This is a genomic window from Kitasatospora brasiliensis, assembly GCF_032654805.1.
Lineage (GTDB): Bacteria > Actinomycetota > Actinomycetes > Streptomycetales > Streptomycetaceae > Kitasatospora > Kitasatospora brasiliensis.
This window is the reverse complement of sequence record NZ_JAUOOW010000005.1, coordinates 465,444-484,312: the sequence shown is the minus strand read 5'-3', so window position 1 is coordinate 484,312 and position 18,869 is coordinate 465,444. Positions and strand designations below refer to the sequence as shown.

The window sequence follows — 18,869 nt, the reverse complement described above, 5'->3', positions numbered from 1 at the left end:
CATGGCCACCGTCCTCATCATCGGCTTCGACCCGCACACCGTCCCCGGCATGGACGGCGACGCCGTGCGGGCCGTCCTCGACGCCGAACTCGCCCGTTTCGCCGAGCACGGCATCGACGTCGCCACGGCCCTGGTCGCCCCCGACGACACCGCCGAACCCGCCGTCGTGGCGGCCCTGTCCGGCCGCGAGTGGGACGTCGTCGTCATCGGCGGCGGCATCCGCAAGCCCGAACCGGCCCTGCCCTTCTTCGAGCTCGTGGTCAACCACGTCCGCCGCCACGCCCCCGGCGCCGCCCTCGCCTTCAACACCGGCATCGCCGACAGCCTCGAAGCCGCCCGGCGCTGGCTCTGAGCCGACCGGCCCTCAGGCCGACGGCGCGAGGTCGGTCAGGGTGCGGCGGTAGGCGAGGCCGGGGCGGCCGTCGAGGAGGAACTCGTACCCGGGCCGGAAGCCGTTGTGGGTGAGGACGGCCTGGGAGGCGGGGTTGTCGAGCGTGGTGACGGCGGTGAGGGAGCGCAGCCCGTAGGCGGTGGCGGCGAGGCGGCAGACCTCGGCGACGGCGGCGGTGGCGAGGCCGCGGCCGGCGGCGGACTCGGCGACGCGGTAGCCGAGTTCGGCGCTGCCGTCGACGAGGTCGACCAGGTTGACCCGGCCGACCAGTTCGCCGGCCGCGTCCCGGAGGACGTGGAACCGGCAGACGCCCTCGGCCTGTTCGGCGAGGCGCGCGGCGTGGAGGTCCGCGAACCCGGCGAAGTAGGCGTCGCCGCGGTCCGGGACGCTGCGGGCGAAGTACGCGCGGTTGGCGCGTTCGAAGGCCAGCAGGGCGTCGGCGTGGTCGGGGCGCAGGAGTTCCAGGGTGGGCATCGCGCCAGTCTGGCGCGCAGGGCCTCGGTGAACCACCGGAATACCCCGGCCAGGCCCTCCGGGACGGGCCGGCCGTGGACGGTCGCCGGCTGCTGCCGTCCATGGCTCCACCTCGGCGTCTCCCCCCGCGGGAGACTCACCACAGGTCAAGACGGGCCCTTAAGGTCGTGGCCATGAACGACACTGACAACGGGGCCTCGATCCGCGTGCTGCTCGCCGAGGACCAGGGGATGGTCCGGGAGGCGCTGGCCGCGCTGCTCGGGCTGGAGGGGGACATCGACGTCGTCGCCCAGGTCGGGCGCGGGGACGAGGTGGTGGCGGGGGTGCTCGCGAACGACGTGCAGGTCGCCGTGCTGGACATCGAGATGCCGGGGATGACGGGCATCGAGGCGGCCGCCGAGCTGCGCCGCCGGGCGCCGGGCACCAGGGTCGTCATCGCGACGACCTTCGGCCGCCCCGGCTATCTGCGCCGGGCGATGGAGTCGGGGGCGGACGCCTTCCTGGTGAAGGACGCGCCCGCCGCCGAGCTGGCCGAGGCGATCCGCCGGGTGCTGCGCGGCGAGCGGGTGATCGACCCGGCGCTGGCCGCCGCCGCGCTGGCCGAGGGCGCCAACCCGCTGACCGCGCGCGAGCGGGACGTGCTGGGCGCGGCCGCCGACGGCGCGGTGAACGCGGACATCGCCAGGCGGCTGCACCTGTCCGAGGGGACGGTGCGCAACTACCTGTCGATGGCGATCCAGAAGACCGAGGCCCGCAACCGCACCGAGGCGGTGCGGATCGCCCGGGAGAAGGGCTGGCTGTAGCACCCTAGTTGAGCCGGTGCCGGGCCGCCCTGGCCTCCTGGCGGACCTTGGCGGCGGTGTCCGGGTCGAAGGCGTCCAGGATCTGCGCGTAGGCGTCCATCTCCGCCGAGCCGCCGAGGAAGTCCCCGGTGCGGACGAGGAGTTCGGCCCGTTCCAGGCGCAGCTGGGCGGGGTGCCGGGGCAGCAGCAGGGCGAGTTCGGTGGCCCAGAGCTGGGTGCGGGCGTGCTCGGGGCGCTCGGCGGCCCAGGCGCGGATGTTGCCGAGCACCCGCAGCACGATGTCCAGCGGCTGGGCCGGGGTGAGCAGGGTGGGGGTGAACTCCTGGCCGGCCGCGGCGGCCAACCGCTCGGCGTCCTCCTGGTCGAGCAGCCGCCCGCCGTGGAAGGGGTCGGCCAGGACGTACTCCTCGCCGCCGGCCGGGCCGCCCACGGCGACGATGAAGTGACCGGGCAGCGCGATGCCGTGGACGGTCAGCCCGGCTCGCCGCCCGACCGCCATCCAGACCAGCGACAGCATGATCGGCAGCCCGCGCCGCCGCCGCAGCACGTCCGGCAGCAGCGAGGACTCCAGGCGCCGGTAGTCCGCCTGCCGCCCGTGGAAGCGCTCCCGGCCGCCGAGCACCGCGGCGAGCAGGGCGGCGGTCTCCTCCGGCCCGGTGGGCGCCCGCTCGGCGACCGCCTGCCGGACCGCCGCCGCGTGCCGCTCCAGCGCGGCCTCGCAGGCGGCGAGCAGCGCGTCCACACCCGGCGGTTCGCCGGGGTCGCCCGGGTCGGGCACCATGCCGTGCTCGGCGGCGGCGAGCAGGCACAGCAGCACCGGGTCGGGCTGCTCGGCGCGGGCGGCGGTCCGGAAGCGGTCTCTGCTCTGCTCGGTCACGGTGACGGCGACGGCTTTCGTACGGCGGACGGACAACAGGACGGACGAGCGGACGGGCAAGCTGCCTGGCTGCTACCCCTGGGGCAGTAGCGCGTAGTGGTAAGTGTGACTGGTCGTGAAGCCGAGCCCGTCATAGAGCGCGTTCGCCCCCGCGTTCCCCACCTCGACCTGGAGGTATCCGCCGCTCGCCCCCTCCTCGGCCGCGCGCGAGGCGAGCGCCGCCATGACCGCCGTCCCCAGCCCGGCCCGCCGGGCGTACGGCTGGACCTCGATCGCGCCGAAGCAGGCCCAGGGCCCGTCGATGACACAGCGTCCGATGGCCAGCGGCGGCTGCCCGACGGCGCCCGGAACGGTGGCGAACCAGACCGACGGCCCGCCGTGCAGCACCCGCCGGGCCGCCTCCTCCACCGCCGGGTCGTCACCCACCCGCCGGTACAGCGAGGTCCACCGCTCGTCCGCCGTGCGCGAGAGCCGCACCCGGTCGTGCCCGGACCCGGTCCGGGCGAGCGCGGCCAGCGGGGCGGTGAGGACCCGGCAGTGCCCGTACCCGGCCCCCAGCCGGTCGAGCTCGGCGATCAGCGGCTCCGACGAGCCGGGGGAGACCACCTCGACGTACGCGGGCAGTGCGCGCGCCGCGTACCAGTCGCGGACGGCCGCCAACGCCTGAGGCAGTGCCAGCCCCGGGTCCCCGAGCGCCTGGACGGAGTTCGCCCGCCGGGTGAACCCGGCCGAGGCGCGCAGCGTCCACTCGCCGAGCGGCTCCTGCTCGACGGCCGGCCAGCCGCGTCCCGCGATCCGCTGGAGCTCGACCGGCGTGGTGGCCGGCAGCGGCGCGCGCCGGGCCGGGAAGAGCGGCACGACCTTGCCCGCGACCAGCAGCCTCTCCGGGAAGGACACCGGTCCGCCGGAGCGCGGGGCGACCGTCAACCCAAGATCGTCCCACGATGTGAGCACACCGATCGAATCCCGGAACACCGGCCGCTCGTCCACGAACTCCGCCAGGCGCCGCACGGACACGCGTCGTCCCACGTCAGAGCGATCTATCCGGACTTCCGGACGGTCGTCGAGCGGGTTCTCCACCGGCATCTGGCCACCTCCTGTGCATTTGCGGTCTCCGACCCGCGATACTAGGGGCGGGCATCGACGACGCCGCGCTCACCGCGCACGGCAGCAGAACAGAACGGGCCACCAGGCCCTTCCGAGGAGGAACGACAGCGTGACCTACGTCATCGCGCAGCCTTGTGTCGACGTGAAGGACAAGGCGTGCATCGAAGAGTGCCCGGTTGACTGCATCTACGAGGGCGAGCGATCGCTCTACATCCACCCGGATGAGTGTGTCGACTGTGGCGCTTGTGAGCCGGTCTGCCCGGTCGAGGCGATCTTCTACGAGGACGACACTCCGGAGGAGTGGAAGGACTACTACAAGGCGAACGTCGAGTTCTTCGACGACCTGGGCTCGCCCGGCGGCGCCTCGAAGCTCGGCCTGATCGAGCGTGACCACCCGTTCATCGCCGCTCTGCCGCCGCAGAACGCCGACCACTGACGATCGGTGGCACAACAGCTGTGAGCACCAACAGCACGCGCGCGCCGTTCCCGGGCCACCCGGGGGCGGCGCGCCGCGTTTCGGACAAGCTCCCCGTGTTCCCGTGGGACAAGTTGGAGCCGTACAAGAAGACCGCCCTGGCGCACCCGGGCGGCCTCTGTGACTTCTCCGTCGGCACCCCGGTGGACCCGGTCCCCGAGGTGATCCAGAAGGCGCTGGCCGCGCACACCGACACGCCCGGCTACCCGACCGTCTGGGGCCCGCTGGAGCTGCGCGAGGCGATCGCCGGCTGGCTGCGCCGCCGGCTCGGCGCGGAGCTCGGCCCGCAGGCCGTGCTGCCGACCGTCGGCTCCAAGGAGCTGGTGGCCTGGCTGCCGACCCAGCTCGGCCTCGGCCCCGGCGACCAGGTCGCCTACCCGCGCCTGGCGTACCCGACCTACGAGGTGGGCGCCCGGCTGTGCGGCGCCGAGCCGGTCGAGTACGACTCGGTGGACGAGCTGGACGGCTCCCGGGTGCGCCTGCTCTGGGTGAACTCGCCGTCCAACCCGACCGGCCGGGTGCTGGGCGCGGACGAGCTGCGCCACGCCGTCGAGTGGGCCCGGGAGCACGGGGCGCTGCTGGTCAGCGACGAGTGCTACCTGGAGCTGGGCTGGGAGGCCGAGCCGGTCTCCGTCCTGCACCCGGACGTCTGCGGCAGCCCTGAGAACGGAACGCGGCACGAGGGCCTGCTGGCCGTCCACTCGCTCTCCAAGCGCTCCAACCTGGCCGGCTACCGCGCCTCCTTCGTGGCGGGGGACCCGGTGGTGGTCAAGGAGCTGCTGGAGGTGCGCAAGCACGGCGGCATGATCGTGCCGGCGCCCGTCCAGGCGGCGACGATCGCCGCGCTCGCGGACGACGCCCACGTCGCCGAGCAGCGCGAGCGGTACGCGGCCCGGCGCTCGGCGCTGCGGGCGGCGCTGGAGGCGTACGGCTTCCGGATCGAGCACTCCGAGGCGAGCCTCTACCTGTGGGCGACCCAGGACCGCCCGTGCTGGGAGACCGTGGCCGAACTGGCCGAGCTGGGCATCCTGGTGGCGCCCGGCGACTTCTACGGTCCGGCCGGCGACCGCTTCGTGCGGGTCGCGTTCACCGCGACCGACGAGCGGGTCGCCGCGGCCGTGGAGCGGCTGGGCGCGGCGCGCTGACCCTCAGAGGGCGAGCGAAGGGGGCCGGTGTCACGGACACCGGCCCCCTTCGGGTTCTTGCCGATCGAACAGCGGTTACCGCGGCACGGGGGTTACAGGCCGCCGAGACCGCCGCCGTTGAGGCCGCCCAGCAGGCCGCCGAGGGGGCCGAGCGCGCCGGTGAGGCCGGCCAGCGGGTTGTTCTGGCCGAGGTCGGCACCGCCGAGGCGGTTGGCCGACCCGTGCTCGGCCAGGCCGAGCACGTCGGTCGCGGGCAGGTCGGACGGCAGGGCGTTCTGGACCGAGCCGAGCGGCAGCGCGCGCTGCACCGCGCCGACCGGCAGCGCGTCGGCGACGGCGTTGCCGCCGGGGACGGCCCCGGTGAGCGTGCCGGCGGCCGGCACGGCCTGGGTGACCGAGCCGGTCTGGGTGAGCCCGTCGAGTGGGCCGGTGCCGGCGGTGGCGCTGCGGGTCTCCGTGGCCTTGCCGGTGACGGCCTCGCCGAGCTTGCCGGCCAGCGTCGAGGTGACCTTCGGGGTGACCGAGGACAGCTGGCCCGCGGTGGCCGCGGTCTGGTCGACCGGGGCGGTCAGCGAGCCGGCCTTCTCGTTCGCCTCGGGCAGCTGCTGGGCGACGATGTTGCCCGCGGCGTCGGCGGAGGCCGGTACGCCGGCGGCGACGGTGGCCGCGCCGGTGGTGCCGGCGGCCTGGCCGAGCTGGTGGGTGGTGTGCTGGAGGGTGGACGTCGCGTCCGTGTTGGTCAGCTGGCCCAGCGGTGCCGCGAGGTCGCTCTTGGGCAGCAGGGCGTCCCCGCCCAGGGCGGACGCGGAGCCGGCCGCGACCAGCGGGGTCGCTCCGGCGGCCACGATGAGCGCGGCCTGGGCGATCCGGCGCGTCAGGGGGTGAGACATGGGGCTCCTCGAAGGGGTCTGGGTCCGTCCCGTCCACCCAAGGGACCGGGCGTGGACGACCGGGCGGACGACGTTGTTACCGCTTGAGAAGCCAGAAGGTTTCGGCCGGTGCAAGGAACTCACCCGACCGACGATCGGATCGTATGACCACGGCAGTGTCGCCCGCCAGGCCGCCCGGACGCCGCCGAAACGGCCCCGGCCAAGGGAAGTGACGGTTCTCCGGCCCGGGTCGCCGGAGCAGGCCTCCGGTCCACCGAGGTTGACCGCAATCACCCGATCGGCGGCAACCCGAACACCTGTGCGTCAGCTCTTGTCGGCCGCCGCCAGAGTGACCTGGACGAGCTTGGTCGAAGTGCCCGAGGTCTGCGCCTGCCAGCCGTCCTCCGACTTCGACTTGCGCCAGATCTTCCCGTCGTACGCGACCGTCGCGATGCCCAGCTGCTGCGCCTGGGCCACCGCCCAGTGGGCGACCTCCCACCCGCTCGCCCGCTCGGCGCTCACCCCGCCGTCCGCCCCGGCGTCCGAGGACGAGGTCAGCGCGGCGGTAGCCGGATCCGGCGTCAGCGAGACGGCGTTCTCGGCCCCCTTGATGGTCGAGGCATAGCCCGCCGCCGGGGTCACCGTACGGCCGAACTCCCGGCGCACCCGATCCGACAGCACCTGCGTCCGGTCCGACACCGCGACCGGCGCGGCCGTGGCACCCGGGGTCGCCGAGTCGGACGGCGAATCCGCCGGATCCGGCTTGGCGTAGTCGTGCACCACACAGGAGAACGAGGCCGGCTCGCGCCCGGCCAGCGCCGAGGTGAGCAGCGTCGCCTTGGTCTCGTGCTTGGCGTACGCCTGCGGGTAACCGCTCTTCTGCACCGCCTGCGCGGCGTCCGTCAGCGGCAGCCGCGTGTAGCCCGGGACCTTGACCAGGCCGTCCAGGAACTTGTTGGTCGCGTACACCGGGTCCGAGATCTGCGCCGGGGTGCCCCAGCCCATCGACGGCCGCTGCTGGAAGAGGCCGATCGAGTCCCGGTCACCGCCCGCCAGATTGCGCAGCTTGGACTCCTGCATGGCGGTCGCCAGCGAGATCGTGGTCGCCCGGTCCGGCAGCCCGCGCGAACGCGCCACCGCGGCGATCGTCGCGGCGTTGGCCGCCTGCGGCAGCTCCAGCGTGCCGTTGCCGGCCGCGGTCTTCACCGTGCACTCCTCGGAGGTGCCCGGCTTGAACCCGAACCACCAGATCCCGACCACGGCCAGACCGGCGACCAGCGCGAGGCCGAGCAGCCCCACGATCACCGTCAGCAGGGCGCGCAGCGGCCCGCGGCGGCGAGTGGGCTCCCCCTCGTCGCCCAGCTCCTCGCTGCTCCTTCTCCTGGCCACCCTCGCCCCTCTCGCGCCTGCTCCTTGATCCGACACCGTACCCACTCGGACGGATGTGCGGCGCCCTCCGGTTGCCGCAACTCGCCCACTCGCCGCTGCGAGCTCGCTCGCTCACCGCTGCAACTCGCCCACTCGCCGCTGCAACTCGCCCACTCGCCTCCGGGCGCTCGGACCCGGCGCCGACGGTCGGCGCTCCAATGCCCTCGTTCCTCGGGCCTCCTCGCTTCTCCCTTTCGGCACCGGCGCGCCCTTCGGCTCGGGGCGGGGGCTCGCCCACTCGCCTCCGGGCGCTCGGACCCGGCGCCGACGGTCGGCGCTCCAATGCCCTCGTTCCTCGGGCCTCCTCGCTTCTCCCTTTCGGCACCGGCGCGCCCTTCGGCTCGGGGCGGGGCGCTCCGCAGATCCGTGTCAGCAGGACGTCCGCATGCCGCGGACTAGGCTGGCGCCATGAGCAGCCCGAACCCGACGCCCCTGGACCTCACTCTCGACGGCGGCACGCTGACCGCCCGGCTCGTCGACTTCCCCTCGGTGAGCGGCGACGAGCAGGCGCTCGCCGACGCCGTGGAGGCCGCCCTGCGCGACTACCCCCACCTCACCGTCGACCGCCACGGCAACAACGTGGTCGCCCGGACGAACCTGGGCCGCGACGAACGGGTCGTCCTGGCCGGACACCTGGACACCGTGCCGATCGCCGACAACGTCCCCTCGTACGTCGAGGGCGACCTGCTCTACGGCTGCGGCACCTCGGACATGAAGTCCGGTGTCGCCGTGCAGCTGCGCCTGGCCGCCACCCTGCCCGAGCCCAACCGCGACCTCACCTTCGTCTTCTACGACTGCGAGGAGGTCGAGGCCCACCGCAACGGCCTGGGCCACCTCGCCAAGGAGCACCCGGAGTGGCTGGCCGGCGACTTCGCGGTGCTGATGGAGCCGAGCGGCGGCATGGTCGAGGGCGGCTGCCAGGGCACCCTGCGGGCGCAGATCAGGCTCACCGGCGTGCGTGCCCACGCGGCCCGCAGCTGGCTCGGCGACAACGCCATCCACCACGCCGCCGAGGTGCTCACCCGGCTCGCGGACTACCAGCCGCGCCGGGTGGAGATCGACGGCCTGGAGTACCGCGAGGGCCTGAACGCGGTCCGGATCGACGGCGGCGTGGCCGGCAACGTGATCCCGGACGAGTGCGTCGTCACGGTCAACTTCCGCTACGCGCCGGACCGCAGCGAGGCGGACGCGGAGAAGCACGTGCGCGAGGTCTTCGACGGCTTCGACCTGACCGTCACCGACTTCGCCGCGGGCGCCCTGCCCGGACTCTCCCAGCCGGCCGCCCGGGCCTTCCTGGCGGCCACCGGCGGCCAGGCCCGGGCCAAGTTCGGTTGGACGGACGTCGCCCGGTTCAGCGCGCTCGGCGTCCCGGCCGTCAACTACGGCCCCGGTGACCCGAATCTGGCGCACAAGCGCGAGGAGCACTGCTCGCTGAGCGCCATCGCCGAGGTCGAGGAGCGGCTGCGCGGCTGGCTGACCAGCTGAGCCGGGCCCGGCGCCGCCGGGCCGGCCGGCAGCCGAACGCCACCTTCCGGATGCCCAACCGACCTTCCCCCGTTGTCTGAAAACGGGGGAGGTCGGACGTAGGGTTTCGTCATGACAGGCACAGGAGACGAGAAGCACGACGGTCACGGCCCCGAGCAGGTCGGGGTGCCGCGGAAGAAGAAGGCCTGGCCCGAGAAGCAGAAGGGCCCGGTGCTGGTGCGCCGGGACCAGGTCGGCACGAGCACCACGGACCAGCGCCTGCTGGACACCACCGGTCCGACCGACTGGCTGCACACCGACCCGTGGCGGGTGCTGCGGATCACCTCCGAGTTCGTCGAGGGCTTCGGCGCCCTCGCCGAACTCCCGCCCTCGATCAGCGTGTTCGGCTCCGCCCGGACCCCGGTCGACTCGCCGGAGTACCAGTCGGGCATCGCCATCGGCCGGGCCCTCGCCGAGGCCGGCTACGCGGTGATCACCGGCGGCGGCCCGGGCGCGATGGAGGCCGCCAACCGCGGCGCCTCGGAGGCCGGCGGCCTGAGCGTCGGGCTCGGCATCGAGCTGCCCTTCGAGCAGGGCCTCAACGAGTACGTCGACCTCGGGCTGAACTTCCGATACTTCTTCGTCCGCAAGACGATGTTCGTGAAGTACGCGGAGGGCTTCGTGGTGCTTCCCGGCGGCCTCGGCACGCTGGACGAGCTGTTCGAGGCGCTCACCCTGGTGCAGACGAAGAAGGTCACCCGCTTCCCGGTGATCCTCTTCGGCAGCGCCTACTGGGGCGGCCTGTTCGAGTGGCTGAAGAACACCCTGGTCGCGCAGGGCAAGGCGGCCCCGCACGACCTGGAGCTGTTCCACATCACCGACGAGGTCGACGAGGTCATGAAGATCCTCGCCGACGCCCGCCGGCCCGCCGGCGGGATCTAGCGCGAGCGAGCCTGCGCGAGCGAGTCTGCGCGAGCGAGCCGAAGGGGCGCGCCGGGTCCGGAGCGCCCCGGAGGCGAGCCGAGCGCCGGTAAGAGGGCGTCAGGCCAGCCCCCGGCGGGCGACCGCCGGGGGGCGGGTGCCCCGGATCGAGGCGACCATGTCCAGCACCTGGCGGGTCTCCGCGACCTGGTGCACCCGGTAGACCCGGGCGCCCAGCCAGGCCGAGACCGCCGTGGTGGCCAGGGTGCCGAGCAGCCGCTCGTTCACCGGCATGTCCAGGGTCTCGCCGACGAAGTCCTTGTTGGAGAGCGAGACCAGCACCGGGAAGCCGGTCGCGGTCATCTCCGGCAGCCGCCGGGTGGCCTCCAGCGAGTGCCGGGTGTTCTTGCCGAAGTCGTGCCCCGGGTCGATGATCACCGCGTCCCGTCGTACGCCCAGCTCCACCGCGCGCTCGGCGAGCCCCACGGTGACCCGCAGGATGTCCGCCATCACGTCCTCGTACCCGACCCGGTGCGGCCGGGTGCGGGGCTCGGCGCCGCCCGCGTGGGTGCAGACCAGTCCGACGTCGTGCCGGGCGGCCACCTCGGCGAGCCTCGGGTCCACCCCGCCCCAGGCGTCGTTCAGCAGGTCGGCGCCGACCTCGCAGACCGCCTCGCCGACCTCGTGCCGCCAGGTGTCCACGCTGATCACGGCCTCGGGGTGGCGCTTGCGCAGCTCGGCCACGAAGGGCACGGTGCGCCGCAGCTCCTCCTCGACCGTGACCTCGTCGCCCGGCCCGGCCTTGACGCCGCCGATGTCCAGGATCGCCGCGCCCTCGGCCATCGCCCGGTCGGCGGCGGCGAAGGCGGCCTCGTCGGCGAAGGTCGCGCCCTTGTCGAAGAACGAGTCCGGCGTCCGGTTGACGATCGCCATGATCACCAGCTCGTCGTCACCGAATTCCCGCGGTCCCAGGCGCAGTACCACCGATGTCTCCTCCACAGCTCCTACGGGTGCGATGATGGCCCCCGGCCTCACCAAGGGACCATGCTGTCATGATCAGTGTGGTCGGGTGCCACCACATAGCGGACCGGTCGAGAGTTCGGGAGGACAGCTCGTGTTCTGGGTGATCGTGGTCGCCATGGCCGTGGTGGTCGGCGGTGCCGCACTGGTGGCACTGGGCGGGGGCGGCTCGATGCCGGAGGCGGCACCGGACCGGCTCTCCGCGCGACTGCCGCAGGACCGCCCGCTGGGCAAGGCGGACGTGGACGAGCTGCGCCTGCCGATGGCGGTGCGCGGCTACCGGATGGACGAGGTGGACGACGTCCTGGACCGCCTCGGTGCCGAACTCGCCTACCGCGACGCGCGGATCGCCGAGCTGGAGGCCGCCGCCCACCTGGCCGGCGCGGTCGAGGCGGGCGACGCCCCCGACCCGGCGGCCGAACCGCTGCCCGGCCTGGAGCAGTTCGCCCAGGTGGTCGAGCCGGCCGTGGCGCTCACCAAGCAGTCGGCGGGGGAGCGGGCCTCCGAGGACGCGAGGGGGCGGGAGCGGTGACGGACGGCGCGGTGCTCGGCGCGGACGGCCTGCGCCGCTGCGGCTGGGGCGACTCCACCGACGACTACCGGGTCTACCACGACACCGAGTGGGGCCGCCCGGTGCACGGCGATGACGCGCTGTTCGAGCGGGTCTGCCTGGAGGCCTTCCAGTCCGGCCTGTCCTGGCTGACCATCCTGCGCCGCCGCGAGGGCTTCCGGGCGGCGTTCGCGGGTTTCGAGATCGCCAAGGTCGCCGAGTTCGACGAGGCGGACAAGGAGCGGCTGCTCGCCGACGCCGGCATCATCCGCAACCGGGCCAAGATCGAGGCGGCGATCGCCAACGCGCGGGTCGCCCGCGAGCTGGAGGGCGGCCTGGACGCGCTGATCTGGCAGTTCGCCGCCGACCCGGACCGGCCGGCCCCCCGCACGCTGGGCGAGGTGCCGGCCGTCACCCCCGAGTCGACGGCGCTGGCGAAGACCCTGAAGAAGGCGGGTTTCCGCTTCGTCGGCCCGACCACCGCCTACGCGCTGATGCAGGCCTGCGGGCTGGTCGACGACCACCTGGCGGACTGCCACGTCCGCGCCGGCGGGGCGAAGAGGAAGCGCTGAGACCCTAGCGGCCCACGTACTTCGGCTTCTCCTTGGCGATGAAGGCGCGCACCGCGATCCGGTGGTCCTCGCTCTCGCCGGCCAGCGTCTGCAACTCGTCCTCCTTGTCGAGGAGTTCGTCCAGCGAGTGGGAGGCGCCGTAGGCCAGCGACGCCTTGATGGCGCCGTAGGCGACGGTCGGGCCCTCGGCCAGCTCGCGGGCGAAGGCCCGGGCGGTGGCGGCGAGTTCCCCGGCCGGCACCACCTTGGTGGCCAGGCCCAGCTCCATCGCCTCGGCGGCCTTCACCGTCCGGGGCAGCATCAGCAGCTCGGTGGCCTTGGCGTGCCCGACCAGCCGGGGCAGCGTCCAGGAGGCGCCCGAGTCGGCGGTCAGCCCGATTCCGGCGAAGGCGGTGTTGAAGCCGGCCCGCTCGGAGAGGATCCGGAAGTCGCAGGCGAAGGCGAGCGAGGCGCCCGCGCCGGCCGCCACCCCGCCGACCGCGGCGACGGTCGGCTTGCGCATCCCGGCCAGCGCCCGGGTCAGCGGGTTGTAGTGCTCGGCGACGGTCCGCAGCGCGCCCTCGCCGGTCTCCTCGGCCCGCTTGAGCATCTCCAGGTGCTCGTTGAGGTCCTGGCCGACGCAGAACGCCCGCTCGCCGGCCCCGGTCAGCAGGACGGCCCGGACCTCCGGGTCCGCGGCCGCGGCGGTCACGGTGTCACGCAGCGCGATCTTGGTGGCGACGTCCAGGGCGTTCATCGCCTCCGGGCGGTTGATGGTGATGACGGCGAGGCCGCCGTCCAGCTCGTACTGCACGGAATCGGACATGGATGAGGGCTCCCGTGATCGTGGCGGTGTCGGTCGTGTGTGTCAGGATGCCGGAGCACGCGGGGGGCTGGGGAGTGTGAGGTATCGCACCCTCCGGTGGCGTCCGGGCCGTCGCCACGCCGGGGCTTATGGCGTGGTTTGCGGTGGTTGGGGACGGTCCGGCCGTGGTTGCACCGAGAGTGATGTTGGTCATCAGCCCGTGGCATGCGGGATAATGGCTTCCGATCAATGCGTTCGATACCGGCGGTGGACGGACTGCCGGTGCGTAGCTGAGCGGTTGCAGGAAGGGGAACGAGCATGGCGGCCATGAAGCCGCGGACGGGTGACGGCCCGCTCGAAGTCACCAAAGAGGGACGGGGCATCATCATGCGCGTTCCGCTCGAAGGCGGCGGGCGCCTTGTGGTGGAGCTCACGCCTGACGAGGCCGACGCCCTCGGCGAGGCCCTGAAGAAGGCCTGCGGCTGACCGCAGCAGGTGCTCGCCCATCTCCTGGAGATGTGCTGCCGGGCCCGGGTACGACGTCATGTCTGCCCGGGCCCGCGTGTTTTCCGCACGCCTTCCGAGGGGCTCCGAGGCCCCCCGGAAGGCTCAGCGCTTGATCGCGCAGAGCAGCCCGTCGGACACCGGCAGCAGCGCCGGCAGCAGGGCCTCGCTCTCCCGGACGTCCCGGACCAGGTCCCGGACCGCGCCGGTCTGCGGGTCCTGGAGCTCAGGCTCGGCCAGCCGGCCCTCCTGGAAGACCCCCTCGAAGCAGACCATCCCGCCGGGCCGCAGCAGCCGCAGCGCCTCCAGCAGGTACTCGCAGGACTCGGCCGGATCGCCGTCGCAGAACACCAGGTCGTACTGGCCGTCGGCGAGCCGGGGCAGCACCTCCAGCGCCCGGCCCGGTATGAACCGGGAGCGGTTGGCGGCGAACCCGGCCGCCTGGTACGCCTCGCGGGCCAGTTGCTGGCGCACCGGCTCCGAGTCGACGGTGGTGAGCACGCCGTCCGGCCGCATCCCGCGCAGCAGGTAGACCCCGGACACCCCGGTGCCGGTGCCGATCTCGGCCACCGCCTTGGCGTCCAGCGCGGCCGCCAGGAGCCGAAGACAGGCCCCGCCGCTCGGGCCGATCGCCCGTATCCCGGTGCGCGCGGACTGTGCCCGGGCGTAGGTCAGCACCGCGTCCTCGCCCACGTAAGTGTCGGCGAGGGCCGCGCGCGCGGGCCCGAACTCGCTGATGGCTGCCTCTTTCGGAGCCCCGGGCGGCGGCCCGGTGCCGAAGGATGTCGATATTTCCTGGCACAGATTACTGGCCGACCGGGAACCGCGTACGGCGGCGGGCCGTTGTCATGACGGACCGGGTGCGAGAGAGCACCCGGGCACTTTTATCCGGGCTTGACGGGTGAGGTGGATATGGTGGTGGCCCTGCTGGGCAGAAGAGCCGACCGAGGAGGTGTGGCCGAGGGCGACGTTCCTGTGCGGCGGCACTCCCGCGGCACCGCGTCGGCCCGTACGCCGAAGCCCGTGATGAACCAGCCTGCGCACTCCGACCTGGACCAGCCCGCGGCCACCGCGCCGACCGCCGGTGCCACCGAGGCCCCCGCCCTCGCGACCTTCACCGAGGGTCCCGACGCGCAGACCTGGACTCCGCCCACGTGGGAGGAGATCGTCGAGGCGCACAGCGCCCGGGTCTACCGGCTGGCCTACCGCCTGACGGGCAACCAGCACGACGCCGAGGACCTGACCCAGGAGGTCTTCGTCCGGGTGTTCCGTTCGCTGTCCACCTACACCCCCGGCACGTTCGAGGGCTGGCTGCACCGGATCACCACCAACCTCTTCCTGGACATGGTCCGCCGCCGCCAGCGCATCCGCTTCGACGCGCTCGGCGAGGACGCGGCCGAGCGGCTCGCCTCCCGCGAGCCCAGCCCGGCGCAGCACTTCAGCGACACCCACTTCGACGCCGACGTGCAGCAGGCGCTGGACACCCTGGCCCCGGAGTTCCGGGCCGCGGTGGTGCTCTGCGACATCGAGGGCCTGTCGTACGAGGAGATCGCCGCCACGCTGGGCGTCAAGCTCGGCACCGTCCGCAGCCGCATCCACCGCGGCCGCTCGCACCTGCGCGCCGCGCTCAAGCACCGCGCCCCCGGCTCGGCCCCCGGCCGTGAGCGCCGCGGCGGCTCGGAGGAGCCGGTGCCGGTCGGCGTCGGCGCGGTCGAGACCGCGGTCGCGCCCGGTGGGCGCGGACGGAGGCGGTCGTGAGCGGAACCAGCCGGTCCGGTTCGGGCCGGTCGGACGCCTCCGACCGGTCCGCGACCCGACGGGGCTGGGCCCTGCCGGGCCGTCGCGGAGGCGATGAACCCGGTGAGCCCGTGCTGCCCCCCGCGGTGGCGCTGCCCGCGGACACGGTGCTGCACGCGCTTCCGGTACGCCCCGCCGCAGCCGAGGAGCACCACCTCGGCGATCGCCTCTCCGCCTTCGTGGACGGCGAACTCGGCCACGACTCGCGCGACCGGGTCCAGGCCCACCTGGCGACCTGCCCGCAGTGCCTCGCCGAGGCCGACGAGGGCCGTGCCGTCAAGCACCTGCTGACCCAGGCGGCCGCGCCCGGCCCGTCCGCCTCGCTGATGGCCCGCCTGATGGCCGTCGGCAACCTCCCCGAGGACGCCCCGTCGGACGGCCGCCGCCCGGCCCGCGGCCGCCACGATGACGACGATGACCTTCCCGGTGGCGGGGTCGCCGCCACCGGAACGCTCGGCGGCAGCCGGCTCGACGGCGGCTCCTTCGGCCGCGGTGCCGGGGCCTCCTTCGGCGCCGGAGCGCTCGGCGCCGACTCCCCGGTGCCCGGGGTCGACCCGCGCGCCTTCGGGCGCGGTGCGGTGCTGCGGCCGCTGATCGGCCGGCGCACCTCCCGTCCGGAGGCCGCCGCCCCCGCCCGTCCGCAGTCGGCCGCGGCCGTTCGAACCTCCGCACGCGGGCGCCGGCTGGTGTTCGCCGCCGCGGGCGCCTTCTCCGTCGCCGCGGTGACGCTCGGTGGCGTCGGCGGGCTCAGCACCCAGGGTGAGGAGCGTCACGGCACCACCGTCAGCCCGCCCGGCGCCGGCCTCGTCCCGATGACGGCGCAGGTCCCGGTGGACTTCGTGGGCCGCCCGGTCGCCGCGACCCGCGACGCGACCCCGCCCCTCTCCCCGGAGCGCTACGCCGCCGACATGGCCGCCCTGCGCCACCAGGGCCGGTAGCACGTCCCTCGACGGACACCGCCGTACCCCGGCCACCGGCAGGTCTTTACCACGGCTTCATCCTGGCGTGGACCAAGGACTCGCCGGTGGCCATTACCCTGTAGAGACCGTCGTCCGACGAGCTAGGGAGCAAAGGTGTTCAGCGACGTAGGTGGGCTGGAACTGCTGACCCTGGTCGTGATGGCGATCATCATCTTCGGCCCGGACAAGCTGCCGAAGCTGATCCAGGACACCATGGGCTTCATCCGGAAGATCCGTTCCTTCGCCGACAACGCGAAGGAGGACATCCGCAGCGAGCTGGGCCCGGAGTTCAAGGACTTCGAGTTCGAGGACCTGAACCCCAAGACCTTCGTGCGCAAGCAGCTCCTGGGCGACCAGGACGACCCGCTGGGCCTCAAGGACATGAAGGACTCGCTGGACATCCGCTCCGTCCTGGACGACAAGCCCGCGGCGCCGACGGGCGGCCGCGGCGGCAGCGTCAGCTTCGAGAAGTCCGCCCCGGCGCCGGCCTCCGCCGGAGCCCCGCTGGCGCCCGGCGAGCGGCCCCCGTTCGACCCCGACGCCACCTGATCCGCCGTCGGATCCGCACCGCGTTCCGGCGCCCCGGTGCCGCGCCACCGCCCCGCCCGGCCACCCGGCTGAGCGGGGCGGTGGCGTGCGCGCCGCTATTGTGCTGATTGTTCCCGCTGGGCCTTCCGTCACATCGCGCACCGTCGCGGTCCAGGAACGGTCCCGGGGAGCGCCGCGGTACGCCACCATGGGAGCGCGCCACGGCAGGCAAACGTGTGTTTGAGGAGGCCCGGGGATGGACGCGACGAGTCAGGCGGGAGGGGCGACGGCCACGGCCGGCGGCCCGGTGGTCGGCGGACAGGCCGGCCCGGCGGACCCGCTGGTGCCCTACCTGTCCGCCGACTTCCCCTGGTACGGGCTGGACGAGGGCTGGACCGGCCGCCGCTTCCTGGTGCAGGCCGGCGCCGGCGCCCGGGCCGCGGGCAGCGTCGACTACGGCTCGCTGGGCCACGGCGACGAGCCGGCCAAGCAGTACGAGCCGCGCGATGTGCGCAAGTTCGCCGTCGTGGTCACCGTGGCCCGCCGGGACAGCCGGCGCAGCGCGGACAACACCGGCACCCTGGAGGCGACCTCCGCCTCCTCCGCCGCCTGGCTGGCCGGCTCCGGCCTGCTCGCCGCGACCTGGCCCGGGCAACTGGACCGCACCCTGCGCCAGGACTGGCTGGACCAGCAGAGCAGCCTCGCCTGGGACCTCGCCGACGACCTGGCCGGCCCCGGCTGGTCCACCCTCAGCCTGCCGGTCAACGGCCTGCCGCAGCCCTTCCGCTACCGCGAGTCCGAGTACGGCTGGGTGCTGGCCGGGGAGGCCCCCGGCGTCCTGCTGGGCGCCTACGGACGCGGCGTCAGCGCCTACGGCATCGGCTTCGCCACCGTGCCGGAGCTGGGCTCCTACACCCGGCTGTAGCAGGCGCCGGAGTACGGCGAAGGGCCGGGCGGCGAACCGCCCGGCCCTTCGTCAACCGGCGTTTCAGAACTTGTTCTTGGGCGTCAGGCCGAGCGACATCCCGGACAGCCCGCGCTGGCGGCCGCCGAGCTTGCCGGCCACCGCGCGCAGCGCCGCGCCGGCCGGGGAGTCGGGCGCGGCGAGCACGACCGGGCGGCCGTCGTCGCCGCCCTCGCGCAGCCGGACGTCGATCGGGATCGAGCCGAGCACCGGGACGGTGGCGCCGACGGTGCGGGTGAGCGCGTCCGCGACGGTCTGGCCGCCGCCGGTGCCGAAGACGTCGATCATCTCGTCACAGTGCGGGCACGGCATGCCCGACATGTTCTCGATCACGCCGACGATCTTCTGGTGGGTCTGCACCGCGATGGTGCCGGCCCGCTCGGCCACCTCGGCGGCGGCCATCTGCGGGGTGGTGACGATCAGGATCTCCGCGTTGGGGACCAGCTGGGCCACCGAGATCGCGATGTCGCCGGTGCCGGGCGGCAGGTCCAGCAGCAGCACGTCCAGGTCGCCCCAGTACACGTCGGCGAGGAACTGCTGGAGCGCGCGGTGCAGCATCGGGCCGCGCCAGACCACCGGGGCGTTGCCCGGGGTGAACATGCCGATCGAGATGACCTTCACGCCGTTCGCCTGCGGCGGCATGATCATGTCCTGGACCTGGGTCGGCCGGCCCTCGACACCCAGCATGCGCGGCACGCTGTGGCCGTAGATGTCGGCGTCCACCACGGCGACCTTCAGGCCGTCGGCGGCCATCGCGGCCGCCAGGTTGACCGTCACCGAGGACTTGCCGACGCCGCCCTTGCCGGAGGCGACGGCGTAGACCCGGGTCAGCGTGCCCGGCTTGGCGAACGGGATCTCCCGCTCGGGGGCGCCGCCGCGCAGCAGCTGGGACAGCTCCTTGCGCTGCTCGTCGCTCATCACGTCGAGCTCGACCTCGACGCCGGTCACGCCCGCGACCTTCCCGACCGCCTCGCGCACCCGGGTGACGATGGTCTCGCGCATCGGGCAGCCGGAGACCGTCAGGTAGACCGCGACGCGCACCGCGCCGCCCTCGGCGATCTCGACCGATTTCACCATGCCGATCTCGGTGATCGGGCGGTTGATCTCCGGATCGTTGACGGTCGCCAGCGCCTGGCGTACGGACTCCTCCGTGACGCCGGCCGCGACCTCTGTCTCGTTGGCCATGCCTTGATGGTACGGCGCCGGGCCGACCCCTTGACCGGCCGGTAACGTGCCG

The 18,869-nt window shown here is 73.8% G+C and carries 22 protein-coding genes; 13 read left to right on the top strand and 9 right to left on the bottom strand.

The annotated features are described in order from the left end of the window. The first annotated feature begins 1 nt into the window (after position 1). On the top strand, positions 2–352 hold the full coding sequence (locus tag QWJ13_RS21720; protein WP_316526470.1) for a hypothetical protein: 351 nt from the start codon (positions 2–4) through the stop codon (positions 350–352). 12 nt (positions 353–364) lie between these two features. On the opposite strand, the gene QWJ13_RS21715 is transcribed toward QWJ13_RS21720, so the two are convergent. Beyond that, complete coding sequence (locus QWJ13_RS21715; protein WP_316526469.1) at positions 365–865, bottom strand: GNAT family N-acetyltransferase; 501 nt, start codon at positions 863–865, stop codon at positions 365–367. Between the two features lie 173 nt (positions 866–1,038). On the opposite strand from QWJ13_RS21715, the gene QWJ13_RS21710 reads away from it, so the two are divergent. Then, positions 1,039–1,668, top strand: a complete 630-nt coding sequence (locus QWJ13_RS21710) for a response regulator (protein WP_316526468.1) — start codon at positions 1,039–1,041, stop codon at positions 1,666–1,668. A 4-nt stretch (positions 1,669–1,672) separates the two neighbouring features. Here the strand turns inward: QWJ13_RS21710 and QWJ13_RS21705 are convergent, their stop codons facing one another. Together QWJ13_RS21705 and QWJ13_RS21700 are read right to left on the bottom strand one after the other, a co-directional pair. Then, complete coding sequence (locus tag QWJ13_RS21705) at positions 1,673–2,545, bottom strand: transglutaminase-like domain-containing protein (protein WP_316526713.1); 873 nt, start codon at positions 2,543–2,545, stop codon at positions 1,673–1,675. A gap of 72 nt (positions 2,546–2,617) precedes the next feature. Continuing rightward, positions 2,618–3,625: a GNAT family N-acetyltransferase gene (locus tag QWJ13_RS21700; protein WP_432277581.1), complete on the bottom strand. Its 1,008-nt coding sequence runs from the start codon at positions 3,623–3,625 to the stop codon at positions 2,618–2,620. A 136-nt stretch (positions 3,626–3,761) separates the two neighbouring features. Between QWJ13_RS21700 and fdxA the strand changes: the two genes are divergently transcribed. Continuing rightward, a complete protein-coding gene (gene fdxA, locus QWJ13_RS21695) occupies positions 3,762–4,088 on the top strand; it encodes a ferredoxin (protein ID WP_030061559.1) in 327 nt (108 codons plus the stop codon). A 20-nt stretch (positions 4,089–4,108) separates the two neighbouring features. After that, positions 4,109–5,272, top strand: coding sequence for a succinyldiaminopimelate transaminase (gene dapC / locus QWJ13_RS21690; RefSeq protein ID WP_316526465.1), 1,164 nt, complete (start codon positions 4,109–4,111; stop codon positions 5,270–5,272). Positions 5,273–5,364: 92 nt separating this feature from the next. Here dapC and QWJ13_RS21685 read toward each other — a convergent pair whose 3' ends face one another. Both QWJ13_RS21685 and QWJ13_RS21680 read right to left on the bottom strand, forming a co-directional pair. Further along, complete coding sequence (locus QWJ13_RS21685; RefSeq protein WP_316526464.1) at positions 5,365–6,162, bottom strand: hypothetical protein; 798 nt, start codon at positions 6,160–6,162, stop codon at positions 5,365–5,367. Between the two features lie 303 nt (positions 6,163–6,465). After that, positions 6,466–7,530, bottom strand: coding sequence for a VldE C-terminal domain-containing protein (locus QWJ13_RS21680; RefSeq protein WP_316526463.1), 1,065 nt, complete (start codon positions 7,528–7,530; stop codon positions 6,466–6,468). 447 nt (positions 7,531–7,977) lie between these two features. On the opposite strand from QWJ13_RS21680, the gene dapE reads away from it, so the two are divergent. Together dapE and QWJ13_RS21670 are read left to right on the top strand one after the other, a co-directional pair. Further along, positions 7,978–9,054, top strand: coding sequence for a succinyl-diaminopimelate desuccinylase (dapE, locus tag QWJ13_RS21675; RefSeq protein WP_316526462.1), 1,077 nt, complete (start codon positions 7,978–7,980; stop codon positions 9,052–9,054). Between the two features lie 111 nt (positions 9,055–9,165). Further along, complete coding sequence (locus tag QWJ13_RS21670) at positions 9,166–9,975, top strand: LOG family protein (protein WP_316526461.1); 810 nt, start codon at positions 9,166–9,168, stop codon at positions 9,973–9,975. A 99-nt stretch (positions 9,976–10,074) separates the two neighbouring features. Here the strand turns inward: QWJ13_RS21670 and folP are convergent, their stop codons facing one another. After that, positions 10,075–10,887, bottom strand: a complete 813-nt coding sequence (gene folP, locus QWJ13_RS21665) for a dihydropteroate synthase (protein WP_316526712.1) — start codon at positions 10,885–10,887, stop codon at positions 10,075–10,077. A gap of 181 nt (positions 10,888–11,068) precedes the next feature. On the opposite strand from folP, the gene QWJ13_RS21660 reads away from it, so the two are divergent. Beyond that, positions 11,069–11,506 carry a DivIVA domain-containing protein gene (locus tag QWJ13_RS21660; protein WP_316526460.1) on the top strand — a complete coding sequence of 146 codons (438 nt, stop codon included), beginning with the start codon at positions 11,069–11,071 and terminating at the stop codon, positions 11,504–11,506. Beyond that, positions 11,503–12,096, top strand: coding sequence for a DNA-3-methyladenine glycosylase I (locus QWJ13_RS21655; RefSeq protein WP_316526458.1), 594 nt, complete (start codon positions 11,503–11,505; stop codon positions 12,094–12,096). The genes QWJ13_RS21660 and QWJ13_RS21655 overlap by 4 nt, the downstream gene beginning before the upstream one ends. Positions 12,097–12,100: 4 nt before the next feature. Here QWJ13_RS21655 and QWJ13_RS21650 read toward each other — a convergent pair whose 3' ends face one another. Continuing rightward, positions 12,101–12,901: an enoyl-CoA hydratase-related protein gene (locus tag QWJ13_RS21650; RefSeq protein WP_316526457.1), complete on the bottom strand. Its 801-nt coding sequence runs from the start codon at positions 12,899–12,901 to the stop codon at positions 12,101–12,103. Between the two features lie 297 nt (positions 12,902–13,198). Between QWJ13_RS21650 and QWJ13_RS21645 the strand changes: the two genes are divergently transcribed. After that, a complete protein-coding gene (locus tag QWJ13_RS21645; RefSeq protein ID WP_014137929.1) occupies positions 13,199–13,366 on the top strand; it encodes a DUF3117 domain-containing protein in 168 nt (55 codons plus the stop codon). A 123-nt stretch (positions 13,367–13,489) separates the two neighbouring features. On the opposite strand, the gene QWJ13_RS21640 is transcribed toward QWJ13_RS21645, so the two are convergent. After that, positions 13,490–14,122 (bottom strand): O-methyltransferase, encoded by a 633-nt coding sequence (locus tag QWJ13_RS21640; protein WP_316526711.1) that lies wholly within the window; start codon positions 14,120–14,122, stop codon positions 13,490–13,492. 288 nt (positions 14,123–14,410) lie between these two features. On the opposite strand from QWJ13_RS21640, the gene sigE reads away from it, so the two are divergent. The 4 genes from sigE to QWJ13_RS21620 all read left to right on the top strand — a co-directional run bounded on the left by sigE (position 14,411) and on the right by QWJ13_RS21620 (position 17,593). Next, positions 14,411–15,142 (top strand): RNA polymerase sigma factor SigE, encoded by a 732-nt coding sequence (sigE, locus tag QWJ13_RS21635; RefSeq protein ID WP_432277580.1) that lies wholly within the window; start codon positions 14,411–14,413, stop codon positions 15,140–15,142. 110 nt (positions 15,143–15,252) lie between these two features. Beyond that, a complete protein-coding gene (locus tag QWJ13_RS21630; protein ID WP_316526452.1) occupies positions 15,253–16,119 on the top strand; it encodes a zf-HC2 domain-containing protein in 867 nt (288 codons plus the stop codon). A gap of 135 nt (positions 16,120–16,254) precedes the next feature. Next, positions 16,255–16,689, top strand: coding sequence for a sec-independent translocase (locus QWJ13_RS21625; protein WP_316526451.1), 435 nt, complete (start codon positions 16,255–16,257; stop codon positions 16,687–16,689). A gap of 235 nt (positions 16,690–16,924) precedes the next feature. Next, positions 16,925–17,593 (top strand): hypothetical protein, encoded by a 669-nt coding sequence (locus tag QWJ13_RS21620; RefSeq protein ID WP_316526450.1) that lies wholly within the window; start codon positions 16,925–16,927, stop codon positions 17,591–17,593. Positions 17,594–17,656: 63 nt separating this feature from the next. Here QWJ13_RS21620 and QWJ13_RS21615 read toward each other — a convergent pair whose 3' ends face one another. After that, positions 17,657–18,817: an Mrp/NBP35 family ATP-binding protein gene (locus QWJ13_RS21615; RefSeq protein WP_316526449.1), complete on the bottom strand. Its 1,161-nt coding sequence runs from the start codon at positions 18,815–18,817 to the stop codon at positions 17,657–17,659. Positions 18,818–18,869 lie beyond the last annotated feature (52 nt).

Coding starts and splice junctions, on each gene's coding strand:
- QWJ13_RS21685 (WP_316526464.1), bottom strand. CDS start 6,162: ATGTCTCACCCCCTGACGCGCCGGATCGCCCAGGCCGCGCTCATCGTG.
- QWJ13_RS21620 (WP_316526450.1), top strand. CDS start 16,925: ATGGACGCGACGAGTCAGGCGGGAGGGGCGACGGCCACGGCCGGCGGC.
- QWJ13_RS21650 (WP_316526457.1), bottom strand. CDS start 12,901: ATGTCCGATTCCGTGCAGTACGAGCTGGACGGCGGCCTCGCCGTCATC.
- QWJ13_RS21710 (WP_316526468.1), top strand. CDS start 1,039: ATGAACGACACTGACAACGGGGCCTCGATCCGCGTGCTGCTCGCCGAG.
- QWJ13_RS21715 (WP_316526469.1), bottom strand. CDS start 865: ATGCCCACCCTGGAACTCCTGCGCCCCGACCACGCCGACGCCCTGCTG.
- QWJ13_RS21645 (WP_014137929.1), top strand. CDS start 13,199: ATGGCGGCCATGAAGCCGCGGACGGGTGACGGCCCGCTCGAAGTCACC.
- dapE (WP_316526462.1), top strand. CDS start 7,978: ATGAGCAGCCCGAACCCGACGCCCCTGGACCTCACTCTCGACGGCGGC.
- QWJ13_RS21670 (WP_316526461.1), top strand. CDS start 9,166: ATGACAGGCACAGGAGACGAGAAGCACGACGGTCACGGCCCCGAGCAG.
- sigE (WP_432277580.1), top strand. CDS start 14,411: ATGAACCAGCCTGCGCACTCCGACCTGGACCAGCCCGCGGCCACCGCG.
- QWJ13_RS21615 (WP_316526449.1), bottom strand. CDS start 18,817: ATGGCCAACGAGACAGAGGTCGCGGCCGGCGTCACGGAGGAGTCCGTA.
- folP (WP_316526712.1), bottom strand. CDS start 10,887: ATGGCGATCGTCAACCGGACGCCGGACTCGTTCTTCGACAAGGGCGCG.
- QWJ13_RS21720 (WP_316526470.1), top strand. CDS start 2: ATGGCCACCGTCCTCATCATCGGCTTCGACCCGCACACCGTCCCCGGC.